This window comes from Prolixibacter sp. DSM 2831 (assembly GCF_056493735.1).
Genome location: NZ_CM151379.1, coordinates 3,461,348 through 3,477,926 on the forward strand (window position 1 = coordinate 3,461,348; position 16,579 = coordinate 3,477,926).

General features: G+C 45.2%; 9 protein-coding genes and 1 tRNA gene. 4 read left to right on the plus strand and 6 right to left on the minus strand.

The features are described 5' to 3' along the window. Positions 1-139 precede the first annotated feature (139 nt). The 3 genes from AC060N_RS14145 to AC060N_RS14155 form a co-directional block, all read right to left on the minus strand. On the minus strand, positions 140-2,089 hold the full coding sequence (locus AC060N_RS14145; RefSeq protein ID WP_479524386.1) for a GNAT family N-acetyltransferase: 1,950 nt from the start codon (positions 2,087-2,089) through the stop codon (positions 140-142). 166 nt (positions 2,090-2,255) lie between these two features. Next, complete coding sequence (locus AC060N_RS14150) at positions 2,256-2,945, minus strand: HAD family hydrolase (protein WP_479524387.1); 690 nt, start codon at positions 2,943-2,945, stop codon at positions 2,256-2,258. A gap of 300 nt (positions 2,946-3,245) precedes the next feature. Then, positions 3,246-6,182 (minus strand): M16 family metallopeptidase, encoded by a 2,937-nt coding sequence (locus AC060N_RS14155; protein ID WP_479524388.1) that lies wholly within the window; start codon positions 6,180-6,182, stop codon positions 3,246-3,248. A 345-nt stretch (positions 6,183-6,527) separates the two neighbouring features. On the opposite strand from AC060N_RS14155, the gene AC060N_RS14160 reads away from it, so the two are divergent. Continuing rightward, on the plus strand, positions 6,528-6,731 hold the full coding sequence (locus AC060N_RS14160) for a hypothetical protein (RefSeq protein WP_479524389.1): 204 nt from the start codon (positions 6,528-6,530) through the stop codon (positions 6,729-6,731). Positions 6,732-6,736: 5 nt separating this feature from the next. On the opposite strand, the gene AC060N_RS14165 is transcribed toward AC060N_RS14160, so the two are convergent. Beyond that, positions 6,737-7,216: a hypothetical protein gene (locus AC060N_RS14165; protein ID WP_479524390.1), complete on the minus strand. Its 480-nt coding sequence runs from the start codon at positions 7,214-7,216 to the stop codon at positions 6,737-6,739. 256 nt (positions 7,217-7,472) lie between these two features. Continuing rightward, positions 7,473-9,116: a dipeptidyl-peptidase 3 family protein gene (locus AC060N_RS14170; RefSeq protein WP_479524391.1), complete on the minus strand. Its 1,644-nt coding sequence runs from the start codon at positions 9,114-9,116 to the stop codon at positions 7,473-7,475. 164 nt (positions 9,117-9,280) lie between these two features. Here AC060N_RS14170 and AC060N_RS14175 point away from each other — a divergent pair, with 164 nt between their 5' ends. The 3 genes from AC060N_RS14175 to AC060N_RS14185 all read left to right on the plus strand — a co-directional run bounded on the left by AC060N_RS14175 (position 9,281) and on the right by AC060N_RS14185 (position 13,601). Next, positions 9,281-9,760: a hypothetical protein gene (locus AC060N_RS14175; RefSeq protein ID WP_479524392.1), complete on the plus strand. Its 480-nt coding sequence runs from the start codon at positions 9,281-9,283 to the stop codon at positions 9,758-9,760. A 108-nt stretch (positions 9,761-9,868) separates the two neighbouring features. Beyond that, positions 9,869-9,959, plus strand: a tRNA-Ser gene (locus AC060N_RS14180). Positions 9,960-10,232: 273 nt separating this feature from the next. Then, positions 10,233-13,601 carry a T9SS type A sorting domain-containing protein gene (locus AC060N_RS14185; protein WP_479524393.1) on the plus strand — a complete coding sequence of 1,123 codons (3,369 nt, stop codon included), beginning with the start codon at positions 10,233-10,235 and terminating at the stop codon, positions 13,599-13,601. 48 nt (positions 13,602-13,649) lie between these two features. Here the strand turns inward: AC060N_RS14185 and clpB are convergent, their stop codons facing one another. Continuing rightward, the gene (gene clpB, locus AC060N_RS14190) at positions 13,650-16,238 is read right to left on the minus strand and encodes an ATP-dependent chaperone ClpB (RefSeq protein ID WP_479524394.1); all 2,589 of its coding nucleotides are present in this window, start codon (positions 16,236-16,238) and stop codon (positions 13,650-13,652) included. Between the last annotated feature and the right edge of the window lie 341 nt (positions 16,239-16,579).

Below are 16,579 nucleotides of genomic sequence, written 5' to 3' on the forward strand. Positions count from 1 at the left end.
ATATGAAACAGCTATCAATCCTCATCTGTAGTTAGTGTGTAATCCGGCATTGTCACTGCATCGCTTGACAATATTTTGATAGGTTGATAAAAAACAACAAATAAATCCGCTAAAGCTGTTTATAATCCAATATTTACCCCTATTTACTCGTCACGTACCGCTTCAGGTTCTTGGCGATTTCAATCCGGTTCAGGAATGAATCGATGACCATATCGTAGAGTTTCTCTTTTAGAATCTCGTCCTCGATGCCAAAATCGATGTTCGGGTTATCGTTCACCTCCATCACGTACACTTTGCCGTCAATCTCCTTCAGGTCGACACCGTAGAGGCCGTCACCAATCAGGGCAGCAGCTTTCAATGCCGTTTCGAGCACATGGGCGGGTACCTCACTTACCGGCAACGTTTCCGAATCACCCGATTGCTCCTCAGCTTCTCCCTGCCAGTTGTAAATCTGCCAGTGGTCCCTGGTCATGTAGTATTTGCAGGCAAACAGCGGTGTGTTGTCGATAATCCCAATCCGCCAGTCAAACTCCGAGTAGGTGAACTCCTGGCAAATCACCATGTCCGATTTCCGGAACAATGTATTCAGCACTTCTAACGCCTCCTCCTCATTATTCACTTTCGTGATACCCAGTGAAAAAGCGCTGTCGGGCTGCTTAATCACCACCGGATAGCTCAGGCCGTCCAAATCTTTGGGTTGAAACAGGTTCTTGGTAAAGACAGTAGTTTGAGGCGTTAGGATTTTATTATTCCGGAACAGCTCGTTCTGATATATCTTGTTGGAGCAACGCAGAATCGACCACGGATCATCAATCACCACCAAACCTTCGGCGTAGGCCAGTCGCGACAATTCATAGGTATAGTTGTTCACGCTGGTGGTTTCGCGGATAAAGAGCGCATCAAACTCGTTGATCTTATCGAAATCGTTCTTCGTGATAAACTCCGTATAAATCCCTTTCCGGTTAGCCGCCTGTTTAAATAGTTTCAATGCCGTGTTACACGAGGGTGGCGTGGCTTCGTGGGGATTCACCAGGATGGCTAAATCGTACTTATAAGCTGTTAGCCTCGATTTGTTGAAGCGTTTCTTATCGAAATATTCCCGTGCAAATTCATTGACCACTATCAGCTCATCATCGCTGATTCTGTTCAGGTTCAGTGGCTGTATCTTTTTGATCATCCACTCCCCGTTCCGGATGAAGTGTACCTTGAATAATGGCGTTTCAAACAGCTGATATAATTTCGGTGCGAGCTTCTTCATGCCCCGCACGTTGGTGTGCCCGAAGTACACGTTCATGCTGAACTCTTTCTCCTTCACGTTTCTCAGCGCTACTTGCAACAACTCATTTATCTCGGTGGTGATGGAACGAATCACGCCCGTGCTGCTAAAATCACGAATGGTGGTCACGTTAGGAATAACCCGCTGTCCGCGGGCCGATGCCAGCAGCGACACGTAGTAACCGTAGCTCTGGTACTGATACGAGCTGCACAGGTTAAAAACGCGCAAGCTGTTGTCGGTATGGTACTCCGAATTGTTGATGTACTCCTTCACTGAAATGATTTTGGCATTCACATCGGTAAAGTGCCAGGTACGCGGCTGGTTCACCACGATGATGTTCTTCATCCGGTTTTGATAAAGAGAGGCGGGTAACAGATACTCCAACTTCAAACAATCATATCCCTCCGCGTAGTAATCCTTCACCGTCTTAACGGGTTGAAAACCCCATTGCTGATACCATTCCAGCAGTTTTTCATTCGATGCATCCGCTTCCAGTATCAATTTTTCCTGCTTCCGCGAAGTCGCCAGGTTCAGCGCGTGAGTCAACAGGAAACGCCCCACCCCTTTACTCTGGAACTCGGGCAAAGTAGCAATAGAATAAATACGCAGTGATTTCTTGTGCAAATGCAGGACCATCGCTCCCACCGGCCGACGCCGGGATTTTCCTTTTTCGGCTATCCAAACCTCCTGGAACGGGCTGGATAGACTTAGTGCAAGACTCCGACGGTTGTTTCGCTGGAAAGCCGGAAACGATTCTTTCTCCAGTTTTTCCAGGAAAATCAAGTCTTCCGGCGAAGACTTTCTAATGTGCAACGTCATGTTGGTTCATCAAGATAATTTGCCAAATAAACTAATTTTTCAAACAGGTTATTCAGCTTATATCAACGAAATACAACATTTTACCAATAAAAATCGACACGAAGCAGACACACACTGATATACTGCTACTTAAACCTAAGACAAGACGCGAATTTATCCATTAATTCGTACTCATCAGGGTTGAGATATGTTCCGCGCTCACCTCATCAAAATCTTTGATAGTTAACGATGCTCCTATTTTATTTAATTCCTCAGCCGAATGACTGGTGGTTACCCCAATAACTCTTAAGCCCGCGCCTACGGCCGATTTTACTCCTGCAAGAGAATCTTCAAATACAACACAACGGGAATCTGGAATAGCTATTTGCTCCAATGTCTTCAGATAAATTTCCGGATGTGGTTTACCATGAGTTACACGGGTCCGGTCGATAATGAATTCAAAATACTCTCTTAGTTGAAGCTTGTCCATCACCATATCGACATTCTTAGTCGGTGCCGACGTAGCCACAACGATTCTGTGGCCGGCTGAACGCATTCGCTCCAGGAAATTACGTAATCCTTTCACCGGGCCTACATTCATCTCGGTTAACATACGGCGAAATTCAGCATCAACTGCCTCATTGAAATGATTTACCTCATCCTGTGTCAGCTCCCTTTTCAGTAAGGTACGAATTGCTGTGTCACCTGTTGTGCCTGAAACGATATTGGAGAAGTCATCATCGCTAATAAAAACATTCTCTTTCTCAAAAACAGATCGCCAAGCCTTTATATGTAATGGATTACTGTCGATAATCACACCGTCCATGTCAAATATAATCCCCATCTGGTCAACGTTTTCCCGGCTTTCCATAATCATCAAATTGACAAGTTTTTAGAGGAGCAAAATTACGGTTTTAACTGACCGACTGAAATTATTCAAATTAAGAAAAAATGAAATCTTCGCCCGGCTATCTGATTACTGAAGACTTCTCATGCTGAGAATGATAAAAAGCCCAAAAATTCTGATTCTACTGAGTTCTATCGAACTAATATCTATTTCTCTCGCCTGTCGATATACAAAAAAGAGACCCGGAGCATTACCGGGTCTCTTCCGCAATTCACCTATTAAAACGGGCTTAGTATTCCGGAGGCAGCTCCGGCACAAGCCAAATTAATATCCAAAAATATCTTCGAGCGCCAGCTCTTCAACCGGGCCGACTGTCTTCAGTGCATTCAAATCGGCATCATTCCGGTTACCCAGTACCAGGTATGTAAAGTGCTGGTTCTTCATATGGTCGTTAAAGAAATTCTGCACATCGGCAATGTCCGATTTCCCGACCTTGTTATAAACATCTTCCCGGATATCCTTGTCGATACCCAACCGTTGGTTACGCAACCAGGTCCAGAAAATGTTCGTTTTGTTGATGCGTTCCGTCTGGATGTTCTTCATCACGCTCTCGCGGGCGATTCCAAACAGGCGATTATCGGAAATCATATTATCCAACAAACCGTTCATGGCACCAATCGCATCCATCATTTTATCGGCTTGTGTGTAAACAGCTCCGTTGATGTAGAAAGGTTCTTCTTTCTTCGATGGTGCACTGTAACCAGCCCATGCTGAATAAGCCAATGCTCTCGATTCACGGATTTCCTGGAATACAACCGAACTCATCGAGTTGCCATAATATTCATTGAACAGCTGCGAGTTAACGTAGGTTTCAGGCGAGAACGGTAGACTTTGTGACATCATCCGGATATCGACCTGCGATTTGTCGTAGTTCACGAAGAAAACCTTATTCTCATTTGTCGGTTGCATCACAAATTCTTTTTCTGCCGGGATCGATTTCAACTCGGCCGGAATCTGATGCCCTTCCTTCACCATCTGGAAAACCCGATCGGAAGCCGTTGGGCCATAGTAGAACACGCGATGTGGGTAGTGACTGAATTCATGCAGTTTGGCCACCAAAACAGCCGGGTCAACTTTGTGAAGTTCTTCTTCCGAAATCACATTCGTGAACGGATTCTCCTTGCCATACTGTCCGTAATACTGCAGAGCACGACGAATCTGGTACTGGTTGAGTTTGGCATCGGCGCGCTCTTTCAGAATGCCATCCACCATTTTATCATAGGCTTCCTGATCGGGCTGGGCATTGGCCAGCAAATGCTCCAGTAATTCCATTCCCTTCTTCGCATTCTTATCCAAACCGGAAATGAACACATAGGAACGGTCATTGCCGGTGTTCACATTCAAATCGACTCCCAGTTTATAGAATTCCTTTTTCAGGTCGGCAGCCGGATATTTATCGGTTCCCAGGTAGGGCAAATATTTAACCGCCAGTTCGAGCAACGGATCGTGATTCCGTCCCATGTCGACTACATAATCCAACTGGAAGAGCTCATTGGTTTCATTGGGAATATAGTCCATCTTCACTCCTTCTGCCAACGGCTTCTCATCGATAGCCTCCTCAAAGTTGACAAACCTGGGCTCCAGGGGCTCGACTTTCTGAGCCGTAAAATCAGTGAAGAATTTCGACTGATCCTGACGGTTGATGGAGATAGGCGTGATTTCCGGCTTCTCTACCTTCACCAGCCCTTTCGCTTCTCCTGTTCGTTTATAGGCCAACACATAGTTATCTTTATAATGCTCGCGGGCAAAAGCCACCAATTCATCTTTGGTGATTTTCTCCATCTCATCGTAGAAAGCCAGTTCGTCGGCCCAGTTGGTTTTCTTGATAAAGGAATTCAGATAATTGAAGACTCTCCATTTACCTTCGTTCTGACGGATGGCATTTAAACGCAATTGATTGACGGTAGCCTGAATCAGCCAATCGTCAAACTCTCCGTTCTTCACTTTTTCAACTTCTCCCAGCAACAGGTCACGAACCTCGTCAAGCGATTGTCCCTGTCGTGGTGTTCCATACAGACGATGTTCGCCATATTCGTTATGGAAGTCACTGTAGCTACCCGCTTTCAGTACTTTCTGGCTTTGATTCAAATCGAGGTCGATCAAACCAGCCGTAGAGTTCGTCAGGATATAATCAATCATCGTCACAAATTTCCTATCGGGCGAATGATAGCCATCAAAACGGTATGCCAGCATCACTCTTTCCGCATCAGGACCATATACATCCTTCACAATCGGCTTCTCGATTGGCTCCAGTTTTGCATTTTTTATTTCAGGAAGAGGTTTCGACTTATATTTACCGAAGGTAGCATCCACCATCTGGATGGTTTTATCGTAATCGAGGTCTCCACTCAGGATAACGGCCATGTTGTTCGGAACATACCAGGTATGATAGAAATTCATGATGTTAACCATCGAAGGATTCTTCAGGTCTTCCGGCCGACCAATCACATCGGTTCCCAGCGGATGTCCCGGATAGAGGCTACTTATGACAGCCCGGTTCAAACGGCGACCATCGTTATCCTGCGACATGTTGAATTCTTCGTACACCGTTTCCAACTCGGTGTGGAACAAGCGAAGAACCGGATCGCTGAAACGCTCGTATTCCATATTGATCCACTTATTCAACTCGTTGGATGGAATATCGTTCATATAAACGGTAAACTCATAGGACGTACCGGCATTCGTATATTTCGCACCAATCGTGGAAACCATTTTGTCGTATTCGTTCGGAATCGCATATTTCGAAGCTTCCTGCGATACCTCGTCAATCTGTTTGTAAATGGCTTTTTTCACTTCCGGATCGGTCGCGGCTTTGTGCGCTTCGAATAAACCGGAAATAGAATCAAGTAATACCTTTTCTTTCCCCCAGTCATTGGTACCAAACTCATCGGTTCCCTTGAACATCATGTGCTCGAAATAGTGAGCCAGTCCGGTTGTTTCTCTCGGGTCATTCAACGAACCGGCACGCACGCCGATAAAAGTAAAAATACGTGGTTCGTCGGTGTTCTGCGACAAATAAACCTTCAATCCATTGTCCAGCGTGTAAATGCGGGTTTTCAACGGATCGTTGGTTACTTCTTCGTACTTATAACCGTTGGAATCGGTTTTCTGAAGGGTCACATACTTCGATTTCTTCTCGGTGCAGGAGAAGAACAGGCTAATGACGGTCATCACCATCAGCACTTGGAAAAGCTTTTTCATAAGTAGGTTAATTTAAATATTGATGTAACATTTAGCTGTCTGGTTTAATTGGATATCAAGTTACTAAAAAAAAAATACAATTCAATTGAGCTATCTTTAAGACGGGTAAAACAAGCTGATAAGTTGCGTGATAACTTCCCCTTTGCACTACCTATTTTCACAGTGTTTGCATATCTGTCCGGACTACTTCGATTCTAAATTTTCTGTTTCTATTTTTTGTTAAATATGTTGAATAGCAGAATTATGTTGCTGTATTTTTTAAGATTTTAACTCCAGGTTGATGACAAAGAGGGTAACACTTTATAGGCCATCGGCTACAAACCGAAAGAAAAGAGCCAAGTGAAAATGGAAGTTGATGAAGAGAATCTTCAATATGGAGGACAATTGAGACCATTTTGCATCGATCCAAAACCAGCTCTGATGCCGAAAACGACGCCCGAGGACATAAAAAACTGCCGGGTGGCGGCCCGGCAGTTAGGAGTTAACGTGCGTAGTTATGAAGAAACTACAGCGTGGACAAAAAACAAGTTTGGGCAACTTGTGCGTTAAATATCTTACATCAGAAATTTTACATCTTTAGCTAATGCCGGGAAATAGGCTGCAATCAAACCAAGCGCTTCTTCTTCGCTCAACTGGTTTGTCGAAAGTTTTCCCTGACCTTCCAGTGCCTTTTCATTCAGATAGTATCCGTTAACCGTCGGGTCAAAACGTTGGAATTTAGCATTCACCAACTTAGCGCCAAAACCACGTTTATTGCAGACATACCTGACTTCAAGATTCTTGGAGCGTACAATGTAGTTACTGCATTTTGAGGTTTTATCGACCAAAATGGTAATCGGATTCTCCGAATTCTCATAAGATAACTGATAGGCTTGCAGTTCCTCTCCTCCTGCTTTAACGGGAGCAATTTGTTTTATTTGGTAAGTTCCCAAAGTACTATTCGACTGCCCCTGGATGGTCTTCGCAGAAAGCGGTCCTACAAACAAAATACTCACAATAAAAAGCAAAGTTGTTGCGATAGATAATTTTTTCATGGCTTAACAATTTTTATTTCCTGTTACAGTTATGCCATTCAGTTATCAATCCACATGCCAAAGAACTCAACAATCTGATTACCTATACCAATAGCAAGAACCAGGCCATACCTGAGAAAATCATTTCTGTACGTTTTCGGAAAGGGAATTGAACGGATACGAACAAAACAAAAATATATGTTAAACTAATCTATCTCCACATAAAAAAGCCCGCTCAATCGGCATGAGCAGGCTCCTATTTCTTCAAAAGTCGGGCTTATTTCAGTCCCAGAACAGCTTTTCCCTGTTCAAACACAATGTCTTTGGGAATACCGGCTGCTGAAATCCGATCCAAATCGCTTTGCAGCTCCGGACGGATGTAGCCGTTTTCTTTTATCAATTTGGCAGCAGCGTTATAGTCACCGTCGCCCTGAATCTTTAGCAACTCATCCGACAATGAAGTCATTGCCTTCTTCATCTTGTCAAAATCAACGCGGTACGTTCCGGTTTCGGTATCACGGGTAAAAGCACCTTGCTGTTCAAAATAGTAGAATCGAATCATGTTGGCTTTACCATGTGCACTGGCTGCACCAAAACGAACTGAACGGAATATTCCCGCCATGAATGTCACATAGTTGTCCATCAGGTCTTCACCAGACAACTCGCCCATGTCGTGCAATTTGGTGATTACCCACAGTCCCAGGATATCGGCTTTGCCTTCTTCGATAGAAGTATAGGTATCTTTCAATGCTTCCCGGACCGTTTGTTTTCCGTCGATGGTATTTCCAAGCCCCAATCCGTGAGCTACCTCGTGGAACATGGTATTTTCGAAGAAAGCATCAAACTTGATGTGCGAACGCTGGTCGGGAGCAATCAACAGGTCGGAAATCGGTACCAGAATCTTGTCAAACTTGGCACGCATGGCATTTTTCAACTGCAGTTTCCGGCTGCCTTTGGCGGCACGAACGCGCTCGTCATTTGGCAGGTTGATAGCAATGGTTTTGGAACCAGCATTGCAATCGCCTGCATAATATAATACATCGTATGCGTTCAGGTCCGAATCCGATCCCGGCATTTCTGCTTTGTACTCGGGAGGACAAGGCAATGCCCGCTGCAAATCTGGCAAAAGGGCCGCAAATTTGGCTAACCGCTGACTCCATACTTTATCCTTTACCAGGATAAATGCTTCGTGCGACGTTTTATAGCCAAAAAGCTGATCTTCATAATTCTCGATAGGCCCCACCACAAAATCGATGGTATTGTTTTTCATATCGAGCCACGCCATATCGCTGTCGTAATAGTTATCTGTCAGCAACGCATCGGCACGCAGTTCCAGATACTTTTTCAGTCCCGGGTCTTCTGCCAATTCCGCAGTCTGACGAATCAACGAAGCTGCTTTCTCAATTTGAGTCTTAAAATATTCATGGTAAGGAATCGACATCAGCTTACCATCTTTATCCCGACGAATCATGGTGTACTGACTGGTTTTTGTGGAATCTTTCCAGTCGTTAAACTCCTGTTCCGTCATGTCCTGAGGATAAAAGTTGGCTCCCTTTGGTTTGGGACCTACTCCTTCGACAAACGGCTTATTATTATTCAGACGTTCCCACGGGCCATAGTTAATCATGGCGAAATCTCTCTCAGCCTGTGTTTTCAGACTGGTCAACAAAGCTTCTTTGTCGCCGTAGGCTTCCTGCCAGAAAATGCCATCCATGATATCCGCCGCATCAAACATCAACGACAACATTTTTTTCTGGTTCTCATCGAGCTGGCTCATGTCGGTAGTTAGTTTAACTTTCGCAAACTCGTTTACTTTTTGCGCGACAACATCCTCCTGCTCAGACTCGCTTTGGGAGGAATTCTTGCATCCTCCCGCCATTAATAATACAATCATTAGTGAAAACAAAGAGATTAGTTTCATACCTATTAGTTTTTTGGTCATATAAAATTCTGTTATTCAATCATTCAAACACTTTCCTCATTTCATTCAGGCGTACCAAAGCTATGAAAAGTAAAACAAAAAACCCTTGACATTCCACCATGTTAATCGAAGGGATTTTATTACTTTGCTCCAAATCGACGGATATGAAGTTCAACATACTTTTTTATATTGCTGTTTTGTTCCTGATGAGCTCCTGCGCTTCCACCCGGCTACCCTGCCCTTGCGAAGCCTCCAGTGTCATTCTTCTCGACGATACGGAACTTCATATTCATTCGGAAGTCATCCTGGAAACTGACTTGGATTCAACCAGCGAGGGAATCAAAATCATTGCGCAGATAATTGCTTCCGGTGGAAAACCTCTGCCCAAAGGCCTGCACGCCGAAGTATACGCCATCCGCCCCAGCGACATGAGTTTTGACGGGTATGAAAGCAAATTCGATAAGCAGTTAGTTGATATCCCGGGTGGTTTTATGGAGCTCACCGCTCTGAACGGCCCGGATTGGAAAGTAGGAACGGCCGTCGACGTGGCTGTAAGACTTGCTGACGATGCGGGCAACCGGAAATATATCAAAGAGGACAAAGTGGTCATTCGGAAAGGACAGTCTTCCCATTCCGATGAATAAACTCTCAGGCCCGGCTCTCTTTCTTTCAGGAAAAATGTTTTGGGAATAAAAAAAATCTCCTACTTTTGTGCCCCGAAGCTTCGCTATATGGCGTGCTTCAAACCATACGGAGAGGTGCAGGAGTGGCTGAACTGGCACGCCTGGAAAGCGTGTGAACCCCTAAAGGGTTCCGAGGGTTCGAATCCCTCTCTCTCCGCCAGGCAAGCGTAATCAAAAAAAGATTACGCTTTTTTTATGCTTCTAAACGGATAAGAAATCTCGCCAAAACATGTATTGCTACTACAATTCCCATTTCCTATAATAATTCACAAATCATACCAATTATCCTATCCTATTGTTATAAAACATTTCAGCAAAAGCTTGCTAAAAACCAATTTTTATGTAACTTATATATAGGAAAAGAGAAAACGGATAAACGTTCTGACCAAGACAACAAAACATTATTAACCTAAAAACCAAAAACTTTTATCTCATGAAGAATATCTTTACACCTCTTTTCCTGATCCTATTAATTGCTATCTTCTCAAACAAATCATTCGCACAAACCGGTCCGCCAACGCCGCCCGACCCGGATAGCAATGATACCGAAAACGCCCTCTTTGATAACGATCCCATTCCGGAAACTGGAAGTATAACGTTCGCTCCTTCGCCAATGACCGATACAGAAGTGACCGGAAATAATACCATTTCTGCTTCCATCTCTGACGATGGCGAAGTTATTTCTGCGATAGTACTCTATGGAACCACCTCCGGTAATTTGACGGAGTCATTTGCATTGAGTTATTCGTCGGGAACCACCTGGAAGGCTGATTTGCCTGTTTTGGAAGACGGCATCTACTACTATCAAATTAAAGTAACCGATAACTCGCAACAAGAAGTGGTTAATACTGAAGCCTCATTTGAAATCACGGCCGGGACACCTGTTGCCCCGGAAGATTTGCGGGCCAGTGCCATCGATTACAACCGTTTTACCCTGGAATGGCAGCCAAGTTACCAGGCTACATCTTATTACCTCATCATTAGCACAGAAGAAGATTATTCAAATCCAATTGTGGATGAAGACATTGGAAATGTCACTTCATACGAAGCAACGTCGGTTCAATTCTCAACAACCTATTATTATCAGCTGAAGGCCATGCGAGCAATGGCCGATGACCCGGTGATGGAAAGTGAAATCTCCACCGGGGAAGTCACTACATTGGACCAACCTGCACCTGAAGTAACGGTTTCAGTCCAAAGCCTTCCGGATTTTGGTGACGTGGTTTCGGGTGAAACTTCTACGACATCATCTTATACCGTAACAGCTCAATATCTGAGGGACAACCTCGTCATTACGCCTCCCACAGGATTCGAAGTTTCCACCGATGAAACCAACTGGCAGGGAAATACATCTCCTCTTTCGCTCACCGGAACAGATGGTGAATTATCCACAACGATCTATGTCCGCTTTGCTCCGGATATTCCAGGGGTTACCAGCGGAGACATCTCTCACGAAACAACCGAACTACCGGAGACTGTTTTGGTAGCAATTAGTGGAACCGCCCTGGAAACAGAACCTACGAACCATGTAAGCGATTTCCGACTCGCCGGACAAAACGGTAATACTTTTCATCTGTCGTGGGATGAAAACAGCGGAGAGGCAGCAGCCGAAGGCTATCTTCTGCTCTTCACGCAAACAACGGCTCAAACGCCCATAGATGGAGAGACTCCGGCAGAAGACACCGATTTCAGCGACGGTGAGGCTTTGATTGTCATCGATAAGGATACGACCGCGGCCGAAGTCTATATTCCTGGAAGTGAAACACGCTGGTATACACAAGTCATTCCTTACCGCGGAAGTGATGAAACAACCAATGTGAAAACAGACGGAACCATTCCCGAAACAGTGCTTATCACGCCACTGGATGACTTACCCAATGCCTGGATTAATGAGTTTCATTACGATGATGGAGATACCGAGGAGGGACGAGTAGAAATTGTTCTCGAGAACGCTGATAATTATGCCCTGGAAGACTTCAATGTCATTCATTATAATGGAAACGGTGGAACTATCATCGATGAAATGACTTTGAATAACTTTTCATCTTCTTCAATCGAAGGCTCATTTTCTATTTACGAACTTGATTTTGGTGAATTACAAAAAGGTGAAGATGGATTAGCTTTAACATACCAGCATAAAGTCGTATTGTTTATAAGTTATGAGGATCCGGTCACTGCCACCGAAGGAGATGCGGCAGGTTTGACCTCAATACATATCACTCCTGAAGAGGATAATGATACCCCCACCAATTTCTCCATCCAACTCACCGGGTCCGGTTCCTACTATGAGGACTTCACTTGGCAGGCCCCCACAGAATCTTCATTTGGTGCGGTAAATACAGGACAAACATTAACGGCATCTCCCAACCTGGAAACAACTTGGTCCGGAACAGTTGATAATGATTGGAACAATGCAGCCAACTGGAATAATGGTGTCCCGGATGAAACGATGAAAGGCATCATTCCAGCCGGCGTTGACCACTACCCAGTGCTTACCGCAGGTGTGACTCCCAAAACACTTGTACTCGAGTCGGATGCTTCACTGGGTGGTCAGCAATATCTTCCTGAAAGCTGCATCTTGTATGCCAAACGAGCATTGACTGCAGAAAAGTGGCTCTTCCTGACTCCGCCGGTAGAGGATAACACAGCTGCGATGTTCGAACCGGTCTACGGCATGGTTTACCTGATTACTTACGATAACTCTCAACCGGCAGATGAAAGTGCCTGGAGCTATGTGTCGGACCAGACACTACCGCTCTCTCCCATGACCGGATATGGCTTTTACAGTACCCGCGAAGAACTCGAGCTCGTTTTCAATGGCAGTCCGATTTCCGGAACGCAGTCCGTTCCGCTAAGTTTCGAAGATGCCGGCAACAACTTCAACTTTGTTGGCAACCCCGGACTGGGAGCCATCGATTGGTCGACTTCGAACCAAACCAACACAACCGGAACATCTTACATGTTCGATCCGAATGCTAAAACCTATCTGACGATTTCGTCCGACGGAACAGTCACCAATCCCGAGTTTACGGATATGATTCCTCCCATGCAGGGATTTTTTGTGGAAGCCACCAATGCCGGTAACTATTCAGTGAATCTGGATGACTGTGTTCCAACCGATCAATATTTTCTGAAACAAGGAGTACCCGAAGATTATATTGTCCGGCTGAAAGTGACCGGCCCTAATGGACAAGATTTCGCTTTAGTTCGATTCGACCAAACCAACAGCGATGAACTGGATTTTAATGAAGATTCGCGAAAGCTGGTTTATTACGACATAGGGGTGCCACAACTTTGGTTCAGCCAAGAAGGCGAGAAACTGGCCATTAACCAGGCACGCACTTATCCGGAAAGCTTCCCGTTAGGATTGTACATTTCAGATGCCAGCGAACTAAGCATTACCGGTGAAGTTTCTAATTCATTTAGTAGCGGAATTACGATTTCGCTGGAAAATACAATTACCGGCGAATCACTTGACTTGAGAAGTAGCGATACATTGCGATACGATGCTGCCGCCGGAGAAAACAATAACAGCTTAATCCTTCATCTCAAAAACGGCACCGGTCTGGACGAATTAACCAATGAAACTGTTCGTATTTACAGTTCGGGCCAGATACTTCATGTCACAACATCACAACTTCTCAATGGAAAGCTGGAAGTCTTCAACTTTGTCGGTCAGAAGATAACTGAATACTCAATCAACCACACCAATCACGCTCGGCTACAGCCCGGGACCGGAATTTATCTTGTTCGTTGGACTGACGACGAACAAGCTATCGTTCAAAAAGTCAGTTTGCGGTAAAAACCAAAAAAATCCCCCGGCGTCTCTCAACCGGGGGATTTAATTTATTTAGTTCCTGAAAACCAGGATATCGTTTTCCACATCCACCAGGATGGGTTTGTCTTCTGAGATGGTTCCTGCCAGCAATTGCTTCGACAGGTCATTCAAAACGAAACGCTGCAACGTCCGTTTGATAGGACGGGCACCAAACTGCGGATCGAAACCCGAAGCAGCCACCCATTCCACTGCCACATCGCTGATGGAAATCTCATGATTGCTTTTCTTCAATCGCTCCATAATCAGGTTGAACTGCAGACGCACAATCTCCTTGATCTCTTCATGATTCAACGGCGTAAACACAATCGTTTCATCAACACGGTTCAGGAATTCCGGACGAATGCTCTTCCGCAAGAGATTCAACATCTCGTAACGGGTCTCCTCCAACACCTCTTCACGGTTTTCATCTTTCAGATTCTCAAACCGCTCCTGAATAATGTGTGACCCGATATTCGAGGTCATAATGATGATGGTATTCTTGAAATTGACCAGACGTCCTTTGTTGTCCGTCAACCGGCCATCATCGAGCACCTGGAGCAGCACGTTGAAAACGTCGGGGTGTGCTTTTTCAATCTCGTCGAACAGCACCACCGAATAAGGCTTCCGCCGAACCGCTTCGGTCAACTGGCCTCCTTCGTCGTAACCAACATATCCGGGAGGTGAACCAATCAACCGGGTAACCGAGAATTTCTCCTGGTATTCCGACATATCGATTCGGGTCATCATGTTCTCATCATCGAAAAGATATTCAGCCAGCGCTTTCGCCAACTCCGTTTTTCCGACACCCGTAGTTCCCAGGAAAATGAACGAACCAATCGGCCGCTTCTCATCCTGCAATCCGGCACGCGACCGGCGAACTGCATCCGATACGGCTGCAATTGCCTCATCCTGTCCGACAACCCGCTTATGCAGTTCATCTTCCAGGTGCAAAAGTTTTTCACGTTCACTTTGCATCATCCGGGAAACCGGAATTCCGGTCCAGCGGGCGACGACTTCAGCGATATCCTCGGCTCCCACTTCCTCCTTAATCAAGGATGATTCGCCCTGCAGCTTAGCTAACTCCGTTTGCAAATGATGGATTTCTTCTTCAGCACCTTTGATTTTTCCGTAACGGATTTCCGCTACGCGACCGTAATCACCTTGCCGTTCGGCTTGCTCAGCCTCCAACTTCATCTCCTCAATTTCGGACTTGTGGCGCTGAATAGCATCGACTACGTCCTTCTCTGCTTGCCAGGAAGCACGATATTTCGTCTGCTCTGCTTTTAAGTTGGCAATTTCCTCATCGAGGCTGGCCAACTTTCGGGTATCGTTTTCCCGACGAATAGCCGCTCGTTCAATTTCCAACTGCTTCAGTTTCCGTTCGATTTCATCCAGTTCTTCCGGAAGGGAATCCATCTCCATCCGCAATTTTGCTGCTGCCTCATCCATCAGATCAATGGCTTTATCGGGCAGGAAACGTTCGGTGATGTATCGCTGTGAAAGCTCGACGGCCGAAATAATCGCATCGTCCTTGATACGAACCTTGTGGTGACTTTCGTACCGCTCCTTTAATCCGCGAAGGATGGAAATCGCACTCAAGGTATCCGGCTCGTTCACCATCACAATCTGGAAACGACGCTCCAGCGCTTTGTCTTTCTCGAAGTATTTCTGGTACTCATTTAAAGTAGTTGCACCGACTGCTCTCAGATCGCCTCGCGCCAAAGCCGGTTTTAAAATGTTGGCTGCATCCATTGCACCATCGCCTTTTCCGGCACCAACAAGCGTGTGAATTTCATCGATGAAAAGAATGATCTCACCATTCGCTTTCACGACCTCATTTACCACAGCTTTCAAACGCTCTTCAAACTCGCCTTTATACTTGGCACCAGCGACCAATGCTCCCATGTCGAGCGAAAAGATTTGCTTGGTCTTCAGGTTTTCCGGCACGTCACCACGAACAATCCGGTGAGCAAGACCTTCGGCAATCGCCGTTTTTCCGGTACCCGGTTCACCAATTAAAATCGGATTGTTTTTGGTACGACGTGAAAGAATCTGCAAAATCCGGCGAATCTCCTCATCACGACCAATCACCGGATCAAGCTTACCGGAACGGGCACGTTCATTCAGGTTGATGGCAAAACGATTCAGCGAATTGAACGTATCCTCTGCCGTCTGGCTATCCACCTTCGACCCTTTGCGTAAATCGGCAATAGCAGCTTCCAGTTCTTTCTTGTTGATGCCGCTGTCCTTCATCATCTTGCTCACAGAATCACCGCCATCGAGCAAACCAAGCAGCAAATGTTCAACCGAAACAAACTGATCGCCCATATTTTGTGAATAACCGGTCGCTTTTTGAATAACCGTATTCGCGGCTGGCGACAAATAAGGCTCACCGCCCGATACTTTCGGGTAACCGGCTACAATCTGATCAAGTGCTTGTTGCAAAGTAGAACTATTGACTCCCAGTTTCTTCAAAAGAAAACCGGTGACATTTTCAGCTTTGCTAAACAAACCTTTGAACAGGTGCCCGGTGTCGATTACCTGTTGGTTGTTTCCCTGCGCCACCTGAATGGCATGCTGCACAACCTCCTGCGCTTTAATGGTAAAATTGTTAAAGTTCATGTCTGTATTTTTAATTTTTTATTGTTGCCCAAATCCAACTTGCCCCGTTGTAGCATTTATCCAATAGAAAGAAACCGACCGGGACCACTTCAGGTCTCTCCCATTTTTCTCCTCACGAATATCAAACTTATTGCCAAAAGGCAACAACAGACAAAATGTCGTCAACCGTCTGTTTATCAGGAATATTTGACATGTAATCCATTAAAGATGATGAAAATATGTCAGCCAATTCAATACTAATCCAATATCCAATTATTTTCAACCAATAATTACCCCAAACTATTTACCATAGTGTAAACGTTTGTTCGCAATCGTTCACAGAAGCTTTCATATGCGGACAC

Bases quoted from the DNA above. Each gene is read 5' to 3' on its own strand.
- AC060N_RS14150 (WP_479524387.1), bottom strand. From the start codon at position 2,945: ATGGAAAGCCGGGAAAACGTTGACCAGATGGGGATTATATTTGACATG.
- AC060N_RS14175 (WP_479524392.1), top strand. From the start codon at position 9,281: ATGAAGTTCAACATACTTTTTTATATTGCTGTTTTGTTCCTGATGAGC.
- AC060N_RS14155 (WP_479524388.1), bottom strand. From the start codon at position 6,182: ATGAAAAAGCTTTTCCAAGTGCTGATGGTGATGACCGTCATTAGCCTG.
- AC060N_RS14160 (WP_479524389.1), top strand. From the start codon at position 6,528: ATGGAAGTTGATGAAGAGAATCTTCAATATGGAGGACAATTGAGACCA.
- AC060N_RS14170 (WP_479524391.1), bottom strand. From the start codon at position 9,116: ATGAAACTAATCTCTTTGTTTTCACTAATGATTGTATTATTAATGGCG.
- AC060N_RS14165 (WP_479524390.1), bottom strand. From the start codon at position 7,216: ATGAAAAAATTATCTATCGCAACAACTTTGCTTTTTATTGTGAGTATT.
- AC060N_RS14185 (WP_479524393.1), top strand. From the start codon at position 10,233: ATGAAGAATATCTTTACACCTCTTTTCCTGATCCTATTAATTGCTATC.
- clpB (WP_479524394.1), bottom strand. From the start codon at position 16,238: ATGAACTTTAACAATTTTACCATTAAAGCGCAGGAGGTTGTGCAGCAT.